This window comes from Pedobacter heparinus DSM 2366 (assembly GCF_000023825.1).
Lineage (GTDB): Bacteria > Bacteroidota > Bacteroidia > Sphingobacteriales > Sphingobacteriaceae > Pedobacter > Pedobacter heparinus.
Genome location: NC_013061.1, coordinates 3,463,884 through 3,482,344, shown reverse-complemented (window position 1 = coordinate 3,482,344; position 18,461 = coordinate 3,463,884). Strand labels below are relative to the sequence as shown.

Genomic DNA, 18,461 nt, shown 5'->3' with positions numbered 1-18,461 from the left:
TCATCAAATCCATTGCTCATGAAAATCCTCGCTATAAGTATGTTTGCCCTTTTAATGGCTTTTTTTGCCTGTAAAAAGAACAAATCCAATACCCCTGACGGCGAACAGCTGCCCGATGTGGAATTAAAGACCAGAACGGTAAGTTCCGGCCTGTCGCATGTATGGGAAATGGTTTATGGCCCCGATCAGCAGTTGTGGATCACCGAAAGGGCTGGTAAGATCAGTCGCGTTAACCCGCAGACAGGTGCAGTGAGCCTGCTGCTGAATGTGCCCGATGTGGTGTCCAATGGTGAAGGTGGCCTGCTGGGTATGGCTATAAACCCACAGTTTAGCACCAATCCATGGGTATATGTGGTATACAATTACAATTCTGCTTCGGGCTATAAAGAAAAGGTAGTGCGCTATACCTATTCGGGTACTGCCTTAACCTCGCCATTAACCATTCTCGACCTTATCCCCGCATCCTCCATCCATAACGGGTCCAGGTTGCTGATCAGCAATGACCAAAAGCTTTTCATCAGCACTGGTGATGCCAGTGAAGCTGCAAATGCGCAAAATACCGCTTCTTTATCAGGTAAAATATTACGCGTAAATATGGATGGCAGCATTCCTGTGGATAATCCGATAGCGAACAACAGGATATGGACTTACGGGCACCGCAATCCGCAGGGACTGGTGCAGGTGGGCGCTAAGCTCTATGCATCGGAACATGGGCCAAACAATGATGATGAAGTAAACCTGATCCTGAAGGGCCGTAACTATGGCTGGCCAAATGTGGAAGGTTTTTGCGATAAACCTGCCGAGCAGACTTTTTGCAGCGCCAACAATGTGGTAGAGCCGCTGATGGCCTGGACACCTACTATTGCCACATCCGGATTAACCTATTACAATTCCGATCTGATTCCCCAGTTTAAAAATTCATTGCTGCTGCTCAGTTTAAAGGCCTCTAAATTTACCCAGCTTAAACTGAATGAGGCGGGTGATAAAATATTGGGCAGCAAAGATTTTTTTGTCAATGAATTTGGCCGCTTAAGGGCCATATGCCAGTCGCCCGACGGCAAAATATACATAGGCAGCAGCAATGGCAGCAACGATAAGATCATAGAAATCAACTAAACATTTGGCCGGTACGCCGGATATAGTATAATTTAGCAGCAAAATCTAATGATATGATCAATAAAGTTGTTTCAGGTGCTGAAGAAGCGATAAAAGACATCGAAGATGGCAGCACCCTGATGCTTGGTGGCTTTGGTTTATGCGGTATTCCCGAAAACTGTATTGCTGCACTGGTAAAAAAGGGGGTTAAAGGTTTAACCTGTATTTCTAATAATGCCGGTGTAGATGATTTTGGAATAGGTTTAATGCTGCAGCAGCGCCAGGTAAAAAAGATGATCTCTTCTTATGTAGGTGAAAATGCAGAATTTGAACGTCAGCTGCTGAGTGCTGAGCTGGAAGTAGAGCTGATCCCTCAGGGCACACTGGCTACCCGATGTATGGCTGCGGGTTATGGTATGCCGGCCATTTTTACTCCGGCAGGGGTGGGTACAGAAGTAGCGGAAGGTAAAGAGATCAGAAATTTTAAAGGTAAGGATTACCTGATGGAATATGCCTTTGAGGCAGATTTTGCTATCGTAAAAGCCTGGAAAGGGGATACTGCGGGAAACCTGATCTACAGGTCGACCAGCAGGAACTTTAACCCGGTAATGGCCATGGCGGGTAAAGTTACCATTGCCGAGGTGGAAGAGCTGGTGGAAGCTGGCGGGCTTGATCCCGACCAGGTACATACCCCAGGTGTATTTGTACACCGTATTTTTCAGGGCCCGGCTTATGAAAAAAGAATAGAACAACGTACAGTAAGGACCAAAGGATAAGCCCATAAAATATGCTGGATAAGAACGGAATTGCGCAGCGTATCGCAAAAGAAATACGCGACGGATATTATGTGAACTTAGGCATTGGTATTCCAACACTGGTGGCCAATTATATTCCCGAGGGAATAAATGTCGTCCTGCAGTCGGAAAACGGCTTGCTGGGCATGGGGCCTTTTCCTTTTGAAGGTGAAGAAGATGCCGACCTGATCAATGCCGGTAAACAGACCATTACTACTTTGCCGGGATCGTCCATATTTGATTCTGCCCTGAGTTTCGGAATGATCAGGAGCCAGAAAATAGATTTGACCATTCTGGGTGCTATGGAAGTGTCGGAGAATGGCGACATTGCCAACTGGAAAATCCCGGGTAAAATGGTGAAGGGCATGGGCGGTGCTATGGACCTGGTGGCCTCTGCCAAAAATATTATTGTGGCCATGCAGCATGTAAACAAGGCCGGCGAAAGCAAATTGCTGCCCCAGTGTACCCTGCCCTTAACAGGGGTAAGGTGCATTAAAAAAATAGTAACAGAACTGGCAGTACTGGATGTATTGCCTGAAGGTGGTTTTAAATTAATTGAAAGGGCCCCGGGTGTGAGCGTCGATTTTATTAAGCAATCTACCACCGGTAAGCTGTTTGCTGCTGACCATGTGCCGGAAATGGTGCTGACTTAGTCTTTGTTGCAATATTCTTTTTTCAGGTCTGCAGAAATTTCTTCTGTGATCCGGATGATGTCGTCGGGGGTATCCTGGTTATTGACCACAATGGTGTCGCAGCTTTCCTTGTAAGGCAGCAAAAACTCCCTGTAGGCGGGTACAACATGGTTGTGCCATTTGTATAAAACATCCTCTTCAGGATAGCCGCGTTCCATGCCATCGCGTTTAATGCGGCGCTGCAACGCTACTCCGTCTTCTGCTTCCACAAAAATCCTGTGGTCCAGCAGGCCGGCTATTTCCTTAAAATGTAAAATGAAAAGTCCTTCTACAATAATGATTGGTGCCGGGTTGATCTCCAGGATCTTTGTAACCGCCAGGGGGTTGTTAAAATTATATTCCTTTTTGTAGATAACCTCACCTTTCATCAGTTTTTTAATGTCGAGCAAAAACTGTTCATGGTCTATGGTTGAGGGCAGGTCAAAGTTGTATAATTTGTTCTCTTCCTGCGTCATTTCGCCGGCCGGAAAGTAATAATCATCCTGCGAGACCAGGGTAACTTCATCCTGCTTAAAATGATGTAAAAAGGAATTTAAAAAAAAGGTTTTGCCAGAACCGCTGCCACCGGCAATACCAATCAGGAAAGGCTTATTGTTCATTGTCTTGTCCGCCGTAGGTTAAATTGCAATAAAATCGTTTGTCCAAAGCACCCAGTGCATCAGCAACAGCTTTAGTCATTACAATGATCACATCCTTTGTCGATTCATTTTCTGTGAATTTACCAACAACTTTAGCGAAGGTAGACCTGTTGGTCATGGGATTGGTGATTTTCATCACCGTACCTATTGGGGCAGTGCGGTGCAGCACCAGCATTTTTGAAGGGTCAAGGTCTGCATCTGCAATCCAGATCCCTGTTCCTTTTTCATCCACCTGGTTCAATCCGTACCGGCTTGCAGGATACCTTAATGCCGGATCTTTTATAGATTTCAGCGTATCTGCACTGCTTTCGGCCGGCGTATAAGCACCTTTTACCGGATATTGTCCCCTGATCAGCAGCTTCTGGCCAACATGCAGCGCATTGTCTGTCAGGTTGTTTTTGGCCTTTAGCTGGTCCATAGTCATTTTATAGGTGGTAGCAATAGAATAAATGGTTTCGTTAGAAGCTACGGTATGTACCACAAGTTCTTCGGGCTTTTCCTGGGCGGCTTCTTTTTTTGCAGGCTGCTGCTCCGGTTTTTTATACCTGTTTTCAGGAGGGATAGACGTTTTTACCGGTGTTTCTTCTTTTCTGGGTTGTACAACTGGTACCTGGGCCGTTTGAACAGGTTCCTGTTCTGCTGGTTTTCCGGGGATTTTGAGCACCTGGCCAATTTGCAGGTTGATGGAATTCAGGTTGTTTACCCGCTTAATCTCATTTACTGTGGTACCGTATTTCTCGGCCAGCATGTTCAGGTTTTCCTTTTTCTGTACGATATGCTCCGTCAGCCCGCCTTCAGTGGCAACAGCAGCTGCAGGTGTTGTAACCTGGGCTTTACCTGTTTTACCCGGAGGGGTTACGGTACTGTTAAAAGGAACATTGGTAGGTACTTTAACGATGACGCCAATTTGTAAAAATTTGCTGTCGTTATAGGTCATGATGTCTTTAGGGGATACATTGTAGCGCCTGGCTATGGAGTAATAGGTGTCCTTGGCAACAACCTGGTGTACAATTAGTTTTTTTCCATTGTGGTTTTCTACCCCTATCGAATCTCTGGTGCTCTCGGCGCTTGCCGAGAATGTCGACAGGTTTAAAAGCAGGGCGAATACGGATACTATATAATATTTGTGCATTAATGTCTTTATAAATTTTAAAGGGCAATTATACGAATAATATAAATAAAGCGTCGAATTCGATTATTAAACGTTCTTTTTATTGTCCTATTGCCTGTAAATGCAGATTTTTGAAAACCATTTTTTAAGTTGACTGTTATACCTCCAGGACCCTGATCTCAGGAATAAATCTAAAATAAATACCATGGACGCAAAAGAAATCAGTTTAAACGAAAAACAAGTAAAACCAGTAGTAGATATGTTAAATGATTACCTGGCTAATTATCATATCCATTACCAGAAATTAAGAGGGTGTCACTGGAACATCAAAGGCCAGAATTTTTTTACTTTACACATCAAATTTGAAGAGTTATATACCAATGCACAGCTAACTATTGATGAGATAGCCGAAAGAGTACTTACTTTGGGCAAGCCGCCACACAGCCGCTTTGCAGATTACATTAAAGAATCGGCCATCAAAGAGATCGATACGATAGGCATGAAAGACCTGGATATGGTAGATGCCATTCTGGACGATATGGCCAAACTGATTGAAATGGAACGTGAGCTGCTGGAAGCTACAGATAAGGCCAGCGACGATGGCACCAACGATATGGTAAACAGGTTTATGCAGTTTAAAGAAAAAAATACCTGGATGCTGCGCTCCTTTGCCGGTAAGAAATAATACTGACATTAAACAGAAAAGCCCTGCCTGCAAGCGGGGCTTTTCTGTTTAACAGCTACATAAAACCATAATTCTTTAATACCTTTGGCTGTAATGGGATATCAAAGTTTAGCAGATTGTGTTGCAGACCTGGAAAAACATGGTCATTTAATCCGGATCAAAGAAGAGGTAGATCCTTACCTGGAAATGGCTCAGATCCACCTTCGTGTTTATGAACAAAATGGCCCCGCATTGTTTTTTGAAAACATTAAGGGCAGTAAATTTCCGGCGGTTTCCAATCTGTTCGGAACGCTTGAACGTGCTAAATTCATGTTCAGGGACAGTCTGCCCAAAGTAGAACAGCTGGTAAACCTGCGTGCCGATCCGATTAAGGCACTTAAAAATCCTTTAAAATTACCGGGTATCGGGTTTACTGCCCTTACGGCCCTCCCTTTAAAGCTGAGTTTTAAGTCGGTATTCAGTAAAACAAGCATCAGCGCCCTCCCGCAGATCGTAAACTGGCCTATGGATGGCGGGCCTTTTATCACCATGCCGCAGGTGTATACAGAAGATATAGACAAGCCTGGTATCCTGAATGCCAATCTGGGCATGTACCGGATCCAGCTGGCCGGCAATGATTATATCCGGGACAAAGAAATTGGGCTCCACTACCAGATCCATCGTGGAATAGGGGTACACCAGAGTAAAGCCAATGCCAAAGGCCAGCCTTTAAAGGTCAGCATTTTTGTGGGCGGGCCACCTTCACATCCGCTGGCTGCGGTAATGCCTTTACCTGAAGGACTTTCGGAAATGACCTTTGCCGGTGCACTGGGCAACAGAAGGTTCCGCTATTTTTACGACGAAGAAGGTTTTTGCCTTTCGGCCGATGCCGACTTTGTCATCACCGGTATGGTCTATCCGCAGGAAAATAAACCGGAAGGGCCTTTTGGTGATCACCTGGGTTATTACAGCCTTACGCATCCTTTTCCCTTGATGAAGGTGCACAATGTATACCACCGCAAAGATGCGGTCTGGTCGTTTACCGTAGTGGGCAGGCCACCCCAGGAAGATACCAGCTTTGGCGCACTGATCCATGAAATTGCCGGATCGGCCCTGCCCAAAGAGATCCATGGCTTAAAAGAAGTTAATGCAGTGGATGCAGCAGGTGTACATCCTTTGCTTTTTGCCATAGGCAGCGAAAGGTATACTCCTTTTCTGAAAGACCGCAGGCCACAGGAGATCCTGACCATTGCCAATCATATTCTAGGAAAAAATCAGCTTAGTCTGGCTAAATATCTATTTATTGCTGCCAGGGAAGATGATGAACACCTGGATACGCACGATCTTTCTGCCTTTATGCAGCATGTGCTTTCGAGGATGGATTTCAGGACTGATCTTCATTTCCATACCAACACCACTATAGATACGCTGGATTACAGTGGAGATGGACTTAACAGTGGTTCAAAAGTTGTTTTTGCCGCCGCAGGGGCACAAAAAAGAATACTGGCAAATGAGCTGCCCAAAGGCTTTAGCCTGCCTGAACCCTTTAACCACTACCAGATGGCCATTCCTGGCGTGCTGGCCCTTAAGGCCAGGCCTTATACAGATCAGGGGCATACCGAGCAGGAACTGGTATTACTGGAACAGCATTTAAAAGGTCAGCAGCTTGATGGTCTGGCTTTAATTGTACTTTGTGACGATCAGGAATTTACAGCCAGAAATATCAGCAACCTGGTCTGGGTTACCTTTACACGGAGCAATCCGGCAGCAGATGTACATGGACTGGGCAGCTTTATCCACAATAAGCACTGGGGCTGCAGCGGGCCGCTGATTATTGATGCCCGTAAAAAACCGCACCATGCACCCGAGCTGATCAGGGATGAAAGGGTAGAAAAACACATAGAACGGCTGGGGCTTAAAGGGGCCTCTTTATACGGTATACTATAAAAAAAGCCGGAGTTGGAAAACCCCGGCCTTTATGACAATAGGATAAAGCTGTTAAAAACGGATTCCGAAAGTAAGGAATACATTGTTGTTTGCATTTTTCAGACTGGCTACAGGTTCTGTACCATTGTTAAGGCTGTAAGGACTTACCCTGTCCTGAGACTCTACACGCTGGTAGGCCAGATCTATATAATACTCGTTTACGCGGTAGCCTAAACCAGCACTGTAATATTTGGTGTCAAATATGTTCTGGGTATCATCCTTTAATGGACTGCCATTTAAGCCATAACCTGCTCTTAAGCTTAGGTTATTGAGCTTATACTCGCCACCAACCCTGTAGTTTACTGCCGAAGTATACAGTCTTTTTATATCTGCATTGTTGTCCATAATGGTCTGGTCAGGAGTACCACCACCATCCTGAGAAAAACGGGTACTGGCATAATCAATAAAGTCTACATCAGCAGAAAGTATGGCCTGGCCCCCAATTACATAACTTGCGCCCAAAGACCCTTTTAAAGGGGTTTTTAAACGGTAGTTGTAACTGTAATTGAGTGCGTTCCGGCTAGGGAAACGCTCGCCCGACAGTGTAGTATACAAATTTTCAGCATAGATGTCTTCTACATATAGCCAGGTTGGGGTCTGAAAAGTGGCACCGATCCTGAAATTGCCTGCCGGCCTGAAAATCATCCCCAAACGTCCGTTAACCCCGGAAGCTTTGGTTTCCTGGTTTTGCGCATATGTAAAACTATAATTCTCGTTTCCTGTAAAACCGTCTGTAGGGTCGTAAGGGTTTACGGTACCCTTTTCTGTAAATTCTGCATCGCTGGTATAACGTGCATTCACCATCCCAATGCTTGCCCCAATGTACAACTGGTTAGAGATGTTCAGTGCCCCTGAAAAGTTCAGTTCAGAAGTACCTCCGGATGAGATCTGTTTTTTAACCTGATTGGCCCCGGTTACACCGTTTGTGGTATAGTTATTGGCGTTGCCCGGCGTATTGAAATTGATCAGATAATCTTCAAAAGCATAATTTTCCAATGATTTTGCAGCAAGGTCGCCCTGCTGGTTTTTCGAACCATTGGCCAGCTCGGCAAAATAATTCCGCATGGAATTGGCTGTATTGTCGCCACCATAAGTATAATGCTGGGTAAAATCAGCATTTCTGTTAAACCCTATGCCAAATACAGTGCTGAGCACACCTTTATTGGTGTTTTCTCCCTGTATCCTATAGGTAGGGTTGTACCATACCACACCGGCCTGGTTTACATTTAATTTATTGCCTGAATCGTTTGTCCTGTTGCCCAGAAAGTCAGATTTTGAACCCGCACTGTTAAATTCTGGTGTAAAGCTGAACTCCGACCGTGTAAAAAGACCCAGGCCTGCAGGGTTGCCACCTAAGGAACTCATGTCGCCACCCACCCCAATCTGGGCATTTCCCATTCCTTTAAACCTTGCCGAACTGCCATAATTTCCATTGGAAAACCGTATGGCATCGCCTGCGTACTGCGCGTATGTTGTGCCAGTGGTAGCTACCATAGCTACCATTAGCATTTGTGTAAATTTCTTCATCTGTGTATTTCGCTAAAATTATCTGCCACCACCTCTTGATGGTCTGCCACCGCCGCCTGCACCACCTGCACCGCCACCCGATGAACCACCACCATAGCTTCCGCCTGATGAGCTGCCTTCGCTGCCCCTTGACGGAGGAGTGTAGGTAGGAGCGGGTCTCGAGGTTTCAGTCCTGCTTGGTCTGGACATTTCTGAGCTGCCCGGTCTTGAACTTTCGGTAGTACGTTGTGTAGTACCACTGCTGCCCCTTGATGGACGGCCTGAACTTACTGCTGTATTGCCGGCATTGTTTTGTCCCCTTGCGCTTGATCTTGGAGAAAGGTATTCTGCATTCCCCCTGGTGCCATTGTAGCCATTGCTGCCCCCTCTGGCGGGTCTTGCCCTGTAATCCGGTACATTAGTGGTTCTGCCTGTATAATAACCGCCACCCCAGTAGCCACCGCCATAATAGCCGCCACCTATGAAATTGTTGTAGCCCCAGCCGTTATAACCATAAAAAGGAGAATAATAATTGCCCCAGCCGTAATATGGCGAGCTCCACATAGAGCCCCAGAAAGGACTTAAACCAAAGCCTAAGCCCAACGACATACCGTAGTTGCCATACCATCCGCCATCAAAATAGGGATCGTAATAGCTTCTCCATGAAGGGTTGGCATAAGAAAATCTGTTGATACGTGAAGAGTAATCCATATCATAATAAGGATCACTGGTGCCATAATAATCATCCTGAGCATTGTACTCCGATTCTTTTACCGGTACCTGCTGTCTATATTCCTTAGCCTTCGCCACTGAGTTATAAACATCATCATTCGAATTTTGCTGCGCTAACCTGGGCGCAGAACACGACGCCACAACTATCGCTGTGAGTGCCATGCCGGTGAATAAATTAATTGCTTTCATAACTATATCCCTTCTTTGTGTGTTGTGTTTTTTTGTAGGTATAAATTTATAGATTTGTAGCCTACTTTACAAGTCATTTAACACAAAAAACGTTCCAAACAGCTATGAGCAAAGGTATTACTAGTAAAAACGAAGATTATTCACAGTGGTATAACGACATTGTTATAAAAGCCGACCTGGCAGAGCATTCCTCTGTTAAGGGATGTATGGTCATAAAACCCTATGGATATTCCATTTGGGAGAAGATGCAGGCGGTTTTAGACCAGAAATTTAAAGATACAGGCCATAGCAATGCTTATTTTCCTTTATTCATCCCTAAGTCATTTTTTTCAAAAGAAGCTTCACATGTTGAGGGTTTTGCCACCGAATGTGCCGTTGTGACACATTACCGGCTGAAAAATGATGGAAATGGAAACATCATCGTAGATGAGACGGCAAAATTAGAAGAAGAACTGATTGTGAGGCCAACCTCTGAAACTATTATCTGGAACACTTATAAAGGCTGGATCCAGTCGTACCGTGACCTGCCTATCCTGGTCAACCAATGGGCCAATGTGGTACGCTGGGAAATGCGTACTCGCCTGTTTTTGCGTACTACCGAGTTTTTGTGGCAGGAAGGCCATACTGCGCATGCCACAGCCGATGAGGCCGTTGAAGAAACACGGAAAATGCTGGATGTATATGCCGACTTTGCCGAGCAATGGATGGCTGTGCCTGTCGTAAAAGGGGTAAAAACCCCTAATGAACGCTTCGCCGGTGCATTGGATACGTATTGTATTGAGGCTTTAATGCAGGATGGAAAAGCATTGCAGGCCGGTACTTCCCATTTCCTGGGCCAGAACTTTGCCAAAGCTTTTGATGTGAAATTTACCAATAAAGAAGGTAAAATTGAACATGTATGGGCCAGTTCCTGGGGGGTGTCTACCCGTTTAATGGGGGCTTTGATCATGGCGCACAGCGACGATGCAGGTCTGGTATTGCCGCCAAAACTGGCACCTATACAGGTGGTGATCGTTCCGATCTATAAGCATGAGGAAGAGTTGAAAAATATAACCGGTTTTGTAGACGAGCTGATCGCAAAACTGAAAAGAATGGGCATTTCGGTAAAATATGACGACCGTGACACGCAGCGTCCGGGCTTTAAATTTGCAGAATATGAGTTAAAGGGTGTTCCTGTACGTCTGGCCATTGGTGGCCGCGATATGGAAAACGGAACCGTGGAACTGGCCCGCAGGGATACCAGGGAAAAACAGACTGTATTGCAGGATGGGCTCGAGATCTTTATTGCCCAGCTGCTGGAAGAAATCCAGGAAAACATCTATAATAAAGCTTTAAACTTCAGGGATACGCACATTACCGAGGCCAATTCTTATGATGAGCTGAAAGAACTGCTGGATACCAAGGCTGGTTTTATTGCAGCGCATTGGGACGGAACACCCGAAACGGAACAAAAAATCAAAGAAGAGACCAAAGCAACCATCAGGTGCGTTCCGCTAAACAATAAGCTGGAAGATGGTGTTTGTATTTATTCGGGCAAACCTTCTAAACAGCGTGTATTATTTGCAAGGGCATATTAAGCCTGCTAATTTTTGATTATGGAGACAGAAAACTATCAGAAAATATTAACCGAGTTTGAAAATAAAGCTTCTTTAAAACAGGCCATCTACAGAAGTACGGCCGAGGTATTTGCCCTGTTGAAAAAACAGCTGGCAACGATTGCCATTAAATTACAGCATGATTATACCTCCAAAGACCCTTCTGTTGAGGTTCATTTCAATGAGAACAGTAAATTTGAAGGGCAGCTAAAGTTTTCCGGCGATATGCTGATGGTATCTATGCATACCAATATCTTCACCTTCGATCCTTCACACTCCATATATCAGACCAAATACATTAAGGATGATGATTCTTTAAGCTATTGTGGCATTATTTACATCCATAATTTTCTGGCAGATTCTATTAAGTACAACCGTTTGGCAGATGAAGGTTCGCTGATTGCAAGGATCCTGATCAATAAAGAAAAACACTTTATAGTGGAAGGGGAGGGGGCACTCGATTTCCTGTACCAGGATTTTGCCAACAATACAGTAACTGAAGAAAAGCTGACAGACATTATCGAAAGATCGATCCTGTTCTGTCTGGACTCCGACCTGGTTATCCCGCCTTTTGCACAGGTAAAAGACGTCACATTAAATCAAAAACAATCTATGCTGGTAGCCAGTGGTTATCCTACTGGTAAACACCTGGGTTATCAGTTTAAGGCAGAAACAGAGCAAAATAAGACATATGAAGTTCGCGACTAAAGCTATCCACGCGGGTCAGGAGCCTGATCCAACCACAGGGGCCGTAATGACCCCCATATACCAAACCTCTACGTACTGGCAGAAATCGCCCGGCGATCATAAGGGTTTTGAATATTCCAGAGGTACCAACCCTACGCGTAAAGCTTTGGAAGATTGCCTGGCGGCCCTGGAAAATGCCAAACATGGCCTGGCTTTCTCGAGCGGAATGGGTGCTACCGATGCAGTGATGAAATTGCTGCAGCCTGGTGATGAGGTGATCACAGGCAACGATCTTTACGGGGGCTCTTACCGCATCTTTACCAAGATCTATGCAAAATATGGGATTAAATTCCATTTTCTTGATCTTTCCAGACCGGAAAATATTTTGCCTTTTGTAAACGATAAAACAAAGCTGGTATGGATAGAGACACCTACCAACCCGACTATGCAGATTGTAGATATCGCCGGTATTTCCAAACTGGCCAAAGCGCATAACCTGTTGCTGGCGGTTGACAATACTTTTGCTTCCCCTTACCTGCAAAACCCGATAGACCTGGGTGCTGATATTGTGATGCACTCAGTTACCAAATACCTGGGCGGCCACTCTGACGTGGTAATGGGTGCTTTAATGGTAAATGACGAACAATTGTATAAAGACCTTTGGTTTATTTACAATGCCTGCGGAGCCACTCCTGGTCCGCAAGACGCATTTTTGGTTTTAAGGGGCATTAAAACCCTGCACCTGCGCATGAAAGCACATTGCGAAAATGGGGCTAAAGTAGCGCATTTCCTTAAAAAACACCCTAAAGTTGATCGGATCTACTGGCCGGGCTTTGAAGATCATCCGAACCATGCTATTGCCAAACAGCAAATGCGCGATTTTGGGGGCATGGTATCCTTTACTTTAAAAAATGCCGATCTGCAGGAAACTTTCCGCGTAGCAGGTTCTTTTAAAGTTTTTGCACTTGCTGAATCTTTGGGCGGAGTAGAGTCGCTGATCAACCATCCGGTATCTATGACACATGGCTCTATTCCAAAGGAAGAGCGTGAGAAGGTTGGTGTAACGGATAACCTGTTGCGTTTGAGCGTTGGTATTGAAGATATTGACGATCTTATTCAGGATCTGGAACAGGCACTTAAATAAAAGGCAGACAGTTAAAATAAATACATGAAATATTGGAATTTTTAGAACTTAAAGATTTTTTGGACATGAAGGTGGCGCAGTACAACCGCCCTAACTTTATTCAAAACGATCCGATCTGCATTCCGCACCAGTTCACTAAAAAACAGGATATAGAAATTGCCGCATTTTTTGCGGCAATTTTGGCTTGGGGACAGCGCAAAACCATCATCAATAAATGCAATGAACTCTTTGCAAGAATGGACCATGCGCCTTACGACTTTATGCGCCATCATGGCAATGCTGATCTGAAAGGGCTTCTGGGCTTTAAGCACCGGACTTTTAACGATACCGACCTGCTGTATTTTGTGTCCTTCTTTAACCAGCACTATCAGCAATCGGATAGCCTGGAAACCGCCTTTCTATCGCCTGCAGATGAGTTCAGGACGGAATATACAGCAGATATGACATCAGGAACAGTACCCCTGGTTAGCGGCAGTGCTTCTGCAGCCTGCCTGCTGCCGGAATTGAGCAGTGCTGTGCCGCGAATAGAAAAATCACTCAATTATTTCCGTTCTTATTTTTTCTCTTTGGCAGATTACCCGCGCAGAACGATCAAGCATGTGTCTTCCCCTTTGCAGAAATCTACCTGCAAGCGGCTGAATATGTTTCTGAGATGGATGGTGCGTCAGGATCATAAGGGGGTTGATTTTGGGATATGGAACCGGTTGAAACCTGCCGACCTGATCTGCCCCTGTGATGTGCATGTAGACAGGGTGGCGCGGAAGCTTGGACTTATTGAACGTAAACAGACAGATTGGAAAACGGCAGTGGAGCTGACGGCACGCCTGCTGGAGTTTGATCCTTCAGACCCGGTTAAGTATGATTTTGCTTTGTTTGGCTTAGGGGTTGAAGAGAAGTTTTAAAAAAAAAAGATATTCTTTATAACTTTAACTTGTATGATCACCTTTAAAGCAGAAATAGAACGTTTTAACGAAATGGGGGAGAAATCTGGCTGGACCTATGTTTTTATTCCACAGGCTATAGCAAATCAACTTAAACCGGATTGCAGAAAAAGTTTTCGGGTAAAAGGTAAGCTGGATAACGTGGACATTGAAGGCCTGTCCTTTGTGCCGATGGGCGAAGGCAATTTTATCATGGCCCTAAATGCGGCATTGCGCAAAAAACTGAGGAAAGAGAAGGGCGCCGTAATTGAACTGAGCCTGGAGGAAGATAAGACCTTTAAAATTGAAATGCCGGAAGACCTTGAGCTTTGCCTGGCTGATGAACCGCACCTGCTCAAAAACTTTTTAAAGCAGCCCAAATCACATCAAAACTGGTACATCAACTGGTTAAATACAGCCAAAACCGAAGCTACTCGTACCAAGCGTATTGTAAAGATCGTTTCAGCAATGGATAAAGACTGGGACTTCGGTACCATGATGCGCGATGGTAAACCGCGCGAAGAAAAATAAGTCAGGAGCGGTCGTACTTTCTGAACCAGCTCGAGACCTTCATCTGGATCACCCCCAAAAATGCTTCCCTGAATATCCTGGTACTCATTTTTGAGACCCCCTCGGTACGGTCAGTAAAGATGATAGGAACCTCTACTACTTTAAAACCATATTTTAAAGCAGTAAATTTCATCTCTATCTGAAAGGCATAGCCTACAAACCTGATTTTGTCCAATGGTATGGTAGCCAGAACTTTACGCGTATAGCATTTAAAGCCCGCAGTGGCATCCTGTATGTTGATACGGGTGATCATCCGGACATACATAGAAGCAAAATACGACATCAGTACCCTGCTCATTGGCCAGTTCACTACGTTAACACCGTTGATATAGCGGGAGCCTATGGCCACATCAGCCCCATTTACACAAGCATTTCTTAAACGGACCAGGTCTTCCGGGCTATGCGAAAAATCAGCGTCCATTTCAAAAATATAGGCATATTGCGGCCGCGCCAAAGCCCATTTAAAACCATGGATATAGGCTGTGCCCAGCCCCAACTTTCCGGTACGCTGTTCCAGGTGAAGTGCAGGATATTCCAGCTGTAGTTTTTTTACAATATCAGCCGTACCATCGGGAGAACCATCGTCGATAATTAAGATCTCAAAAAAGTAATTCAATGAAAAAACCTTTCTGATGATCTTCTCGATGTTTTCTTTTTCGTTGAAAGTGGGAATAATAACCAGGCTGTCTGACACGTAAAATAAATTAATCCACGAAATTATGGAATCTAAATGAAAAAACCCGTAGCCAGTGACCGGTTACGGGTTAAAATATGTTAAATATGATCCGATTAACTGACGCCCTGCATCAGTTTTTTGATCAAAGGTGAGAATACAATTAAAAATACACCGGCAACAGCAGCATAAATGGCCAGCTGGTAGTATCCATCCGTGTACGATTGCAGTTTGGTAACCAAAGAGGCATGCTCGTCACTTACCGACATATCGGCACCCAGTTTACCAGCAGCAAACTGTCCGAATGCACTGGCCAGGAACCACATGCCCATCATCATCCCTGTTAAGCGCTTGGGTGAAAGCTGGGTAACCAGCGACATGCCGATAGGCCCTAAACACAGCTCGCCCAGTGTGGTTACCAGGTAACCAAAAGTAAACAGGTTTAAGGAAGTTATGCCATTTGAATCGGCAAAGAAACGGGTATAAAAGAAAATATAGAAAGAAGCACCCAGAAACAGAAAGCCAATACCAAATTTGATGATCGAGTTGGGCTCTATCTTCTTTTTGGCCAGCCATAACCATAACAAACCAATTAAAGGACTAAACAGGATCACAAAAAAAGAATTGGAGCTGTTGTTGACCACATTGGGGTCGATGTTAAAGAAAAGGAGGCTATGGTTTAAATTCTCGGCCGCAAAAAGCGATAAAGAACCACCACTTTGCTCAAAAATGGCATTGAACAGAAAGTAAAAGAAGATAAATATAAAGGCTGCAAAGAGTTTTAGCCTGAACTTATGGTCTTTAACCGTATAGGTTTCGTACAAAAAATAAATAATCGCAACAGGTGCAATGGTATACATGAAATAATCCGTGTACCTGGTGTTTTGCACCATGATCAGGATCAGTGGTATAGAGATCAGCGAAAGAAGGTAAACACCGATTTCACGCATCCTTCTTTTATTTAGCGGCATATGCTTTAAAGGAGAATCACCGATAGGGCCCAGGGTTTTCTGGGTAAAAATAAAGGTAACCAGTCCCAGCGCCATGACAACGGCCGCTGCCAGGAAAGCATAATTCCAGGAAACGTACTTACCCAGGTATACACATAAAGCACCACCCAGTAAACCGCCTACATTTATGCCAGCATAGAACAAACCATAACCGGCATCCCTGCGGCCATCACCATCTTTATACAATTCGCCTACCATTGAAGAAACATTGGGCTTAAAAAAGCCGGTCCCGATAATGGAAAGCGTAATGCCGATATAGAAAAGCTCTTTAGGCGATGTGGCGATGATCAGGTTGCCAAGCACCATCACCATTCCACCAAAGAACAGTGATTTTCTGAAGCCAAGCACTTTGTCGGCAAAAATACCACCCAGAAAGGTAAAGGTATACACAAAGGCCTGTATGGCCGCATATTGCAGGTTGGCACTCTTGTCTGTAAGTGCCAGGCCAAGCACCTTGTCGATCATAAATATGACCAGCATTCCCCGCATCCCGTAAAAGCAGAAACGTTCCCACATTTCTACAAGGAACAGCGCCCAGAGTTGTTTAGGGTATTTGCCCTTAAAATCCTGGATTTCTTCTAATGTCAATTGTTCGGCCATATTCCTTTTTTATTATCTGACACCGTGCATTAACCGTTTAAGCAGGGGATGTAACAACATCACCAGGATACCCAGGCCAACCGGCACCAGGGTAAAGATCAGGAAAAATGTGGAAAGCGAATATTTATGGGTAATTTCATTGATCATACCACCCATTGCACCTGCCGTTTTATTGCCAATGGCAATGGCCAGGTACCAGATGCCGAACATCACACCGATCATCCTTGCAGGCACCAGTTTACTGACATAAGATAAGCCCACAGGTGACAGGCACAATTCGCCCAGTGTATGGAAAAGATAAGCAAAGATAAGCCAGACCATGCTCACTTTTATAGAGGCATCGGGACCTGTAATGGCCGACGCACCATAGGCCAGAGAGGCAAAGCCCAGACCCAGCAGGGTCATGCCCAGTCCGTATTTAAATGCTGCAGGCGGATTGTATTTGCTTTCCCAGATCTTTGAGACCAGGGGTGCAAAAGAAATGATAAAAAAGGAGTTTAAAATACCAAACCAGGAAGCGGCTACAGTAGTGGTCTCTTTCTGGAACTCATTGTTCAGCATCCAGATCACTACAGCCCAGATCACCACAAAACTGGTTCCCAGGATCATATTTCCAACAGCAAACTTTTTAAAAGTCTGGGTAAACAGTTTCCACAGTACAAACGTGATGATGCCAAGCGGTACTACTGTTAGCAGGGTATTGATGATCTTAAAGGTGGCAGCTGCGCTGCCGGAAAAATCACGCTGTGTATATTTATCGGCAAAGATGGTCATAGAACCACCAGCCTGCTCAAAAGAGGCCCAGAAGAATACCGTAAAGAAAGCAAATATGGTTACGGCAATTAAACGGTCCCTGGTTACTTTAGTGTAACGCAGGATCCTGCTGATCAGTAAAACTAAAAATATGATTACACCACTGATAATGGTAAAGCTTGGTCCGGATAAGCCCAGTGCCGTAAAATCAAGTAAATTGTTGCCGCTGATCTTAGAATAAGGATCGTTCAGGATCCATACCAGGCCCAGTAACAAAGAAACCACAATTAAAGTCAGGTCAAGATTAGTGAAAGGTACCCTTTTGTCGCCATCATCGTTGCTGGCCTTTTTAAGGTTATCTTCAGCTGTAGGTCTTTTACCCACATCGCCAAAAATACCCTGGGTAAAATAGAACTGCAGCATACCAAAAAACATGAAAATACCCGCAAGACCAAATCCCCAGCTCCAGCTCACCGTTTCGCCGATGTAACCACACAGCATAATGCCCAGAAATGCACCTGCATTTACACCCATATAAAAAATGGTATAGGCACCATCTTTCTTTTCAGGATGGTCTTTATAGATATAAGAAACAATAGAGGTCATGTTGGGCTTGAAAAAGCCGTTTCCAAAAATCAGGAAACCGATGCCCAGGTACAAGAACGTCGGTGTTTCTACCGCCATACTGGCATGGCCCATGGTCATCAGACAGGCACCAATAACTACAGCCCAGCGGTAGCCCAGGTATTTGTCGGCCAGGTAGCCACCCATAATGGTGGTCAGGTACACCAGTGAGGTATAAGTGCCATATAAAGCCAGTGCATTCTCTTCCGGCCAGTGCCAGCCACCTTTATCCAGGTTTGAAATTAAGAACAGCACCAGCAAGGCCCGCATGCCATAATAAGAAAACCGTTCCCACATCTCGGTAAAGAAAAGGACAAACAATCCAGCCGGATGTCCGAGTACCTTATTCTCGAAAAAGTTATTTGGTGTGTCCAAATTTTGTGTATTCATGTTAGTTTTTTATGTAATAAGTTTAGTTAGTTTATGATATGAATGTTTGTTTTTTAATCGCGCAAGATAGTTACATGTGGTCAAACTG

The 18,461-nt window shown here is 44.7% G+C and carries 17 protein-coding genes; 10 read left to right on the top strand and 7 right to left on the bottom strand.

All coding sequences use genetic code 11. From position 1 onward, the window contains the following. Positions 1 to 18 precede the first annotated feature (18 nt). The 3 genes from PHEP_RS14470 to PHEP_RS14460 are packed head-to-tail and all read left to right on the top strand — an operon-like array spanning position 19 to position 2,542. Positions 19 to 1,116 (top strand): PQQ-dependent sugar dehydrogenase, encoded by a 1,098-nt coding sequence (locus PHEP_RS14470; RefSeq protein ID WP_015808727.1) that lies wholly within the window; start codon positions 19 to 21, stop codon positions 1,114 to 1,116. A gap of 53 nt (positions 1,117 to 1,169) precedes the next feature. Continuing rightward, on the top strand, positions 1,170 to 1,871 hold the full coding sequence (locus PHEP_RS14465) for a CoA transferase subunit A (protein ID WP_015808726.1): 702 nt from the start codon (positions 1,170 to 1,172) through the stop codon (positions 1,869 to 1,871). An 11-nt stretch (positions 1,872 to 1,882) separates the two neighbouring features. Next, the gene (locus PHEP_RS14460) at positions 1,883 to 2,542 is read left to right on the top strand and encodes a CoA transferase subunit B (protein WP_015808725.1); all 660 of its coding nucleotides are present in this window, start codon (positions 1,883 to 1,885) and stop codon (positions 2,540 to 2,542) included. Here the strand turns inward: PHEP_RS14460 and PHEP_RS14455 are convergent. Together PHEP_RS14455 and PHEP_RS14450 are read right to left on the bottom strand one after the other, a co-directional pair. Continuing rightward, entirely contained in the window at positions 2,539 to 3,180 is a 642-nt protein-coding gene (locus PHEP_RS14455; protein ID WP_015808724.1) for a uridine kinase family protein, read from the bottom strand. The genes PHEP_RS14460 and PHEP_RS14455 overlap by 4 nt on opposite strands. Continuing rightward, the gene (locus PHEP_RS14450; protein WP_015808723.1) at positions 3,170 to 4,351 is read right to left on the bottom strand and encodes a LysM peptidoglycan-binding domain-containing protein; all 1,182 of its coding nucleotides are present in this window, start codon (positions 4,349 to 4,351) and stop codon (positions 3,170 to 3,172) included. Before PHEP_RS14450 ends, PHEP_RS14455 begins: the two co-directional genes overlap by 11 nt. Before the next feature lie 184 nt (positions 4,352 to 4,535). Here PHEP_RS14450 and PHEP_RS14445 point away from each other — a divergent pair, with 184 nt between their 5' ends. Both PHEP_RS14445 and PHEP_RS14440 read left to right on the top strand, forming a co-directional pair. Next, positions 4,536 to 5,015 (top strand): Dps family protein, encoded by a 480-nt coding sequence (locus PHEP_RS14445; RefSeq protein WP_015808722.1) that lies wholly within the window; start codon positions 4,536 to 4,538, stop codon positions 5,013 to 5,015. A gap of 93 nt (positions 5,016 to 5,108) precedes the next feature. Continuing rightward, positions 5,109 to 6,941, top strand: coding sequence for a UbiD family decarboxylase (locus PHEP_RS14440; RefSeq protein ID WP_015808721.1), 1,833 nt, complete (start codon positions 5,109 to 5,111; stop codon positions 6,939 to 6,941). 51 nt (positions 6,942 to 6,992) lie between these two features. On the opposite strand, the gene PHEP_RS14435 is transcribed toward PHEP_RS14440, so the two are convergent. Together PHEP_RS14435 and PHEP_RS14430 are read right to left on the bottom strand one after the other, a co-directional pair. Further along, complete coding sequence (locus tag PHEP_RS14435) at positions 6,993 to 8,507, bottom strand: OmpP1/FadL family transporter (RefSeq protein WP_015808720.1); 1,515 nt, start codon at positions 8,505 to 8,507, stop codon at positions 6,993 to 6,995. 18 nt (positions 8,508 to 8,525) lie between these two features. Continuing rightward, positions 8,526 to 9,407, bottom strand: a complete 882-nt coding sequence (locus PHEP_RS14430) for a hypothetical protein (protein ID WP_015808719.1) — start codon at positions 9,405 to 9,407, stop codon at positions 8,526 to 8,528. A 104-nt stretch (positions 9,408 to 9,511) separates the two neighbouring features. On the opposite strand from PHEP_RS14430, the gene proS reads away from it, so the two are divergent. From proS to PHEP_RS14405, 5 genes are read left to right on the top strand one after another with little or no spacing between them, the layout of a single operon-like run. Continuing rightward, on the top strand, positions 9,512 to 10,984 hold the full coding sequence (gene proS / locus PHEP_RS14425) for a proline--tRNA ligase (RefSeq protein WP_015808718.1): 1,473 nt from the start codon (positions 9,512 to 9,514) through the stop codon (positions 10,982 to 10,984). 18 nt (positions 10,985 to 11,002) lie between these two features. Further along, entirely contained in the window at positions 11,003 to 11,710 is a 708-nt protein-coding gene (locus tag PHEP_RS14420) for a hypothetical protein (RefSeq protein WP_015808717.1), read from the top strand. Beyond that, complete coding sequence (locus PHEP_RS14415) at positions 11,694 to 12,833, top strand: cystathionine gamma-synthase (protein WP_015808716.1); 1,140 nt, start codon at positions 11,694 to 11,696, stop codon at positions 12,831 to 12,833. The genes PHEP_RS14420 and PHEP_RS14415 overlap by 17 nt, the downstream gene beginning before the upstream one ends. Before the next feature lie 32 nt (positions 12,834 to 12,865). Then, on the top strand, positions 12,866 to 13,735 hold the full coding sequence (locus PHEP_RS14410; RefSeq protein ID WP_015808715.1) for a TIGR02757 family protein: 870 nt from the start codon (positions 12,866 to 12,868) through the stop codon (positions 13,733 to 13,735). Positions 13,736 to 13,768: 33 nt separating this feature from the next. Next, the gene (locus PHEP_RS14405) at positions 13,769 to 14,284 is read left to right on the top strand and encodes a YdeI/OmpD-associated family protein (RefSeq protein ID WP_015808714.1); all 516 of its coding nucleotides are present in this window, start codon (positions 13,769 to 13,771) and stop codon (positions 14,282 to 14,284) included. 1 nt (position 14,285) lies between these two features. Here PHEP_RS14405 and PHEP_RS14400 read toward each other — a convergent pair whose 3' ends face one another. The 3 genes from PHEP_RS14400 to PHEP_RS14390 all read right to left on the bottom strand — a co-directional run bounded on the left by PHEP_RS14400 (position 14,286) and on the right by PHEP_RS14390 (position 18,373). Next, positions 14,286 to 15,017: a polyprenol monophosphomannose synthase gene (locus tag PHEP_RS14400; protein WP_015808713.1), complete on the bottom strand. Its 732-nt coding sequence runs from the start codon at positions 15,015 to 15,017 to the stop codon at positions 14,286 to 14,288. 95 nt (positions 15,018 to 15,112) lie between these two features. Next, positions 15,113 to 16,606 (bottom strand): peptide MFS transporter, encoded by a 1,494-nt coding sequence (locus tag PHEP_RS14395; RefSeq protein ID WP_015808712.1) that lies wholly within the window; start codon positions 16,604 to 16,606, stop codon positions 15,113 to 15,115. Positions 16,607 to 16,618: 12 nt separating this feature from the next. Next, positions 16,619 to 18,373 (bottom strand): peptide MFS transporter, encoded by a 1,755-nt coding sequence (locus PHEP_RS14390; protein ID WP_015808711.1) that lies wholly within the window; start codon positions 18,371 to 18,373, stop codon positions 16,619 to 16,621. Between the last annotated feature and the right edge of the window lie 88 nt (positions 18,374 to 18,461).

Coding starts and splice junctions, on each gene's coding strand:
- PHEP_RS14470 (WP_015808727.1), top strand. CDS start 19: ATGAAAATCCTCGCTATAAGTATGTTTGCCCTTTTAATGGCTTTTTTT.
- PHEP_RS14440 (WP_015808721.1), top strand. CDS start 5,109: ATGGGATATCAAAGTTTAGCAGATTGTGTTGCAGACCTGGAAAAACAT.
- PHEP_RS14450 (WP_015808723.1), bottom strand. CDS start 4,351: ATGCACAAATATTATATAGTATCCGTATTCGCCCTGCTTTTAAACCTG.
- PHEP_RS14390 (WP_015808711.1), bottom strand. CDS start 18,373: ATGAATACACAAAATTTGGACACACCAAATAACTTTTTCGAGAATAAG.
- proS (WP_015808718.1), top strand. CDS start 9,512: ATGAGCAAAGGTATTACTAGTAAAAACGAAGATTATTCACAGTGGTAT.
- PHEP_RS14460 (WP_015808725.1), top strand. CDS start 1,883: ATGCTGGATAAGAACGGAATTGCGCAGCGTATCGCAAAAGAAATACGC.
- PHEP_RS14465 (WP_015808726.1), top strand. CDS start 1,170: ATGATCAATAAAGTTGTTTCAGGTGCTGAAGAAGCGATAAAAGACATC.
- PHEP_RS14395 (WP_015808712.1), bottom strand. CDS start 16,606: ATGGCCGAACAATTGACATTAGAAGAAATCCAGGATTTTAAGGGCAAA.
- PHEP_RS14435 (WP_015808720.1), bottom strand. CDS start 8,507: ATGAAGAAATTTACACAAATGCTAATGGTAGCTATGGTAGCTACCACT.
- PHEP_RS14445 (WP_015808722.1), top strand. CDS start 4,536: ATGGACGCAAAAGAAATCAGTTTAAACGAAAAACAAGTAAAACCAGTA.
- PHEP_RS14415 (WP_015808716.1), top strand. CDS start 11,694: ATGAAGTTCGCGACTAAAGCTATCCACGCGGGTCAGGAGCCTGATCCA.
- PHEP_RS14405 (WP_015808714.1), top strand. CDS start 13,769: ATGATCACCTTTAAAGCAGAAATAGAACGTTTTAACGAAATGGGGGAG.
- PHEP_RS14430 (WP_015808719.1), bottom strand. CDS start 9,407: ATGAAAGCAATTAATTTATTCACCGGCATGGCACTCACAGCGATAGTT.
- PHEP_RS14420 (WP_015808717.1), top strand. CDS start 11,003: ATGGAGACAGAAAACTATCAGAAAATATTAACCGAGTTTGAAAATAAA.
- PHEP_RS14455 (WP_015808724.1), bottom strand. CDS start 3,180: ATGAACAATAAGCCTTTCCTGATTGGTATTGCCGGTGGCAGCGGTTCT.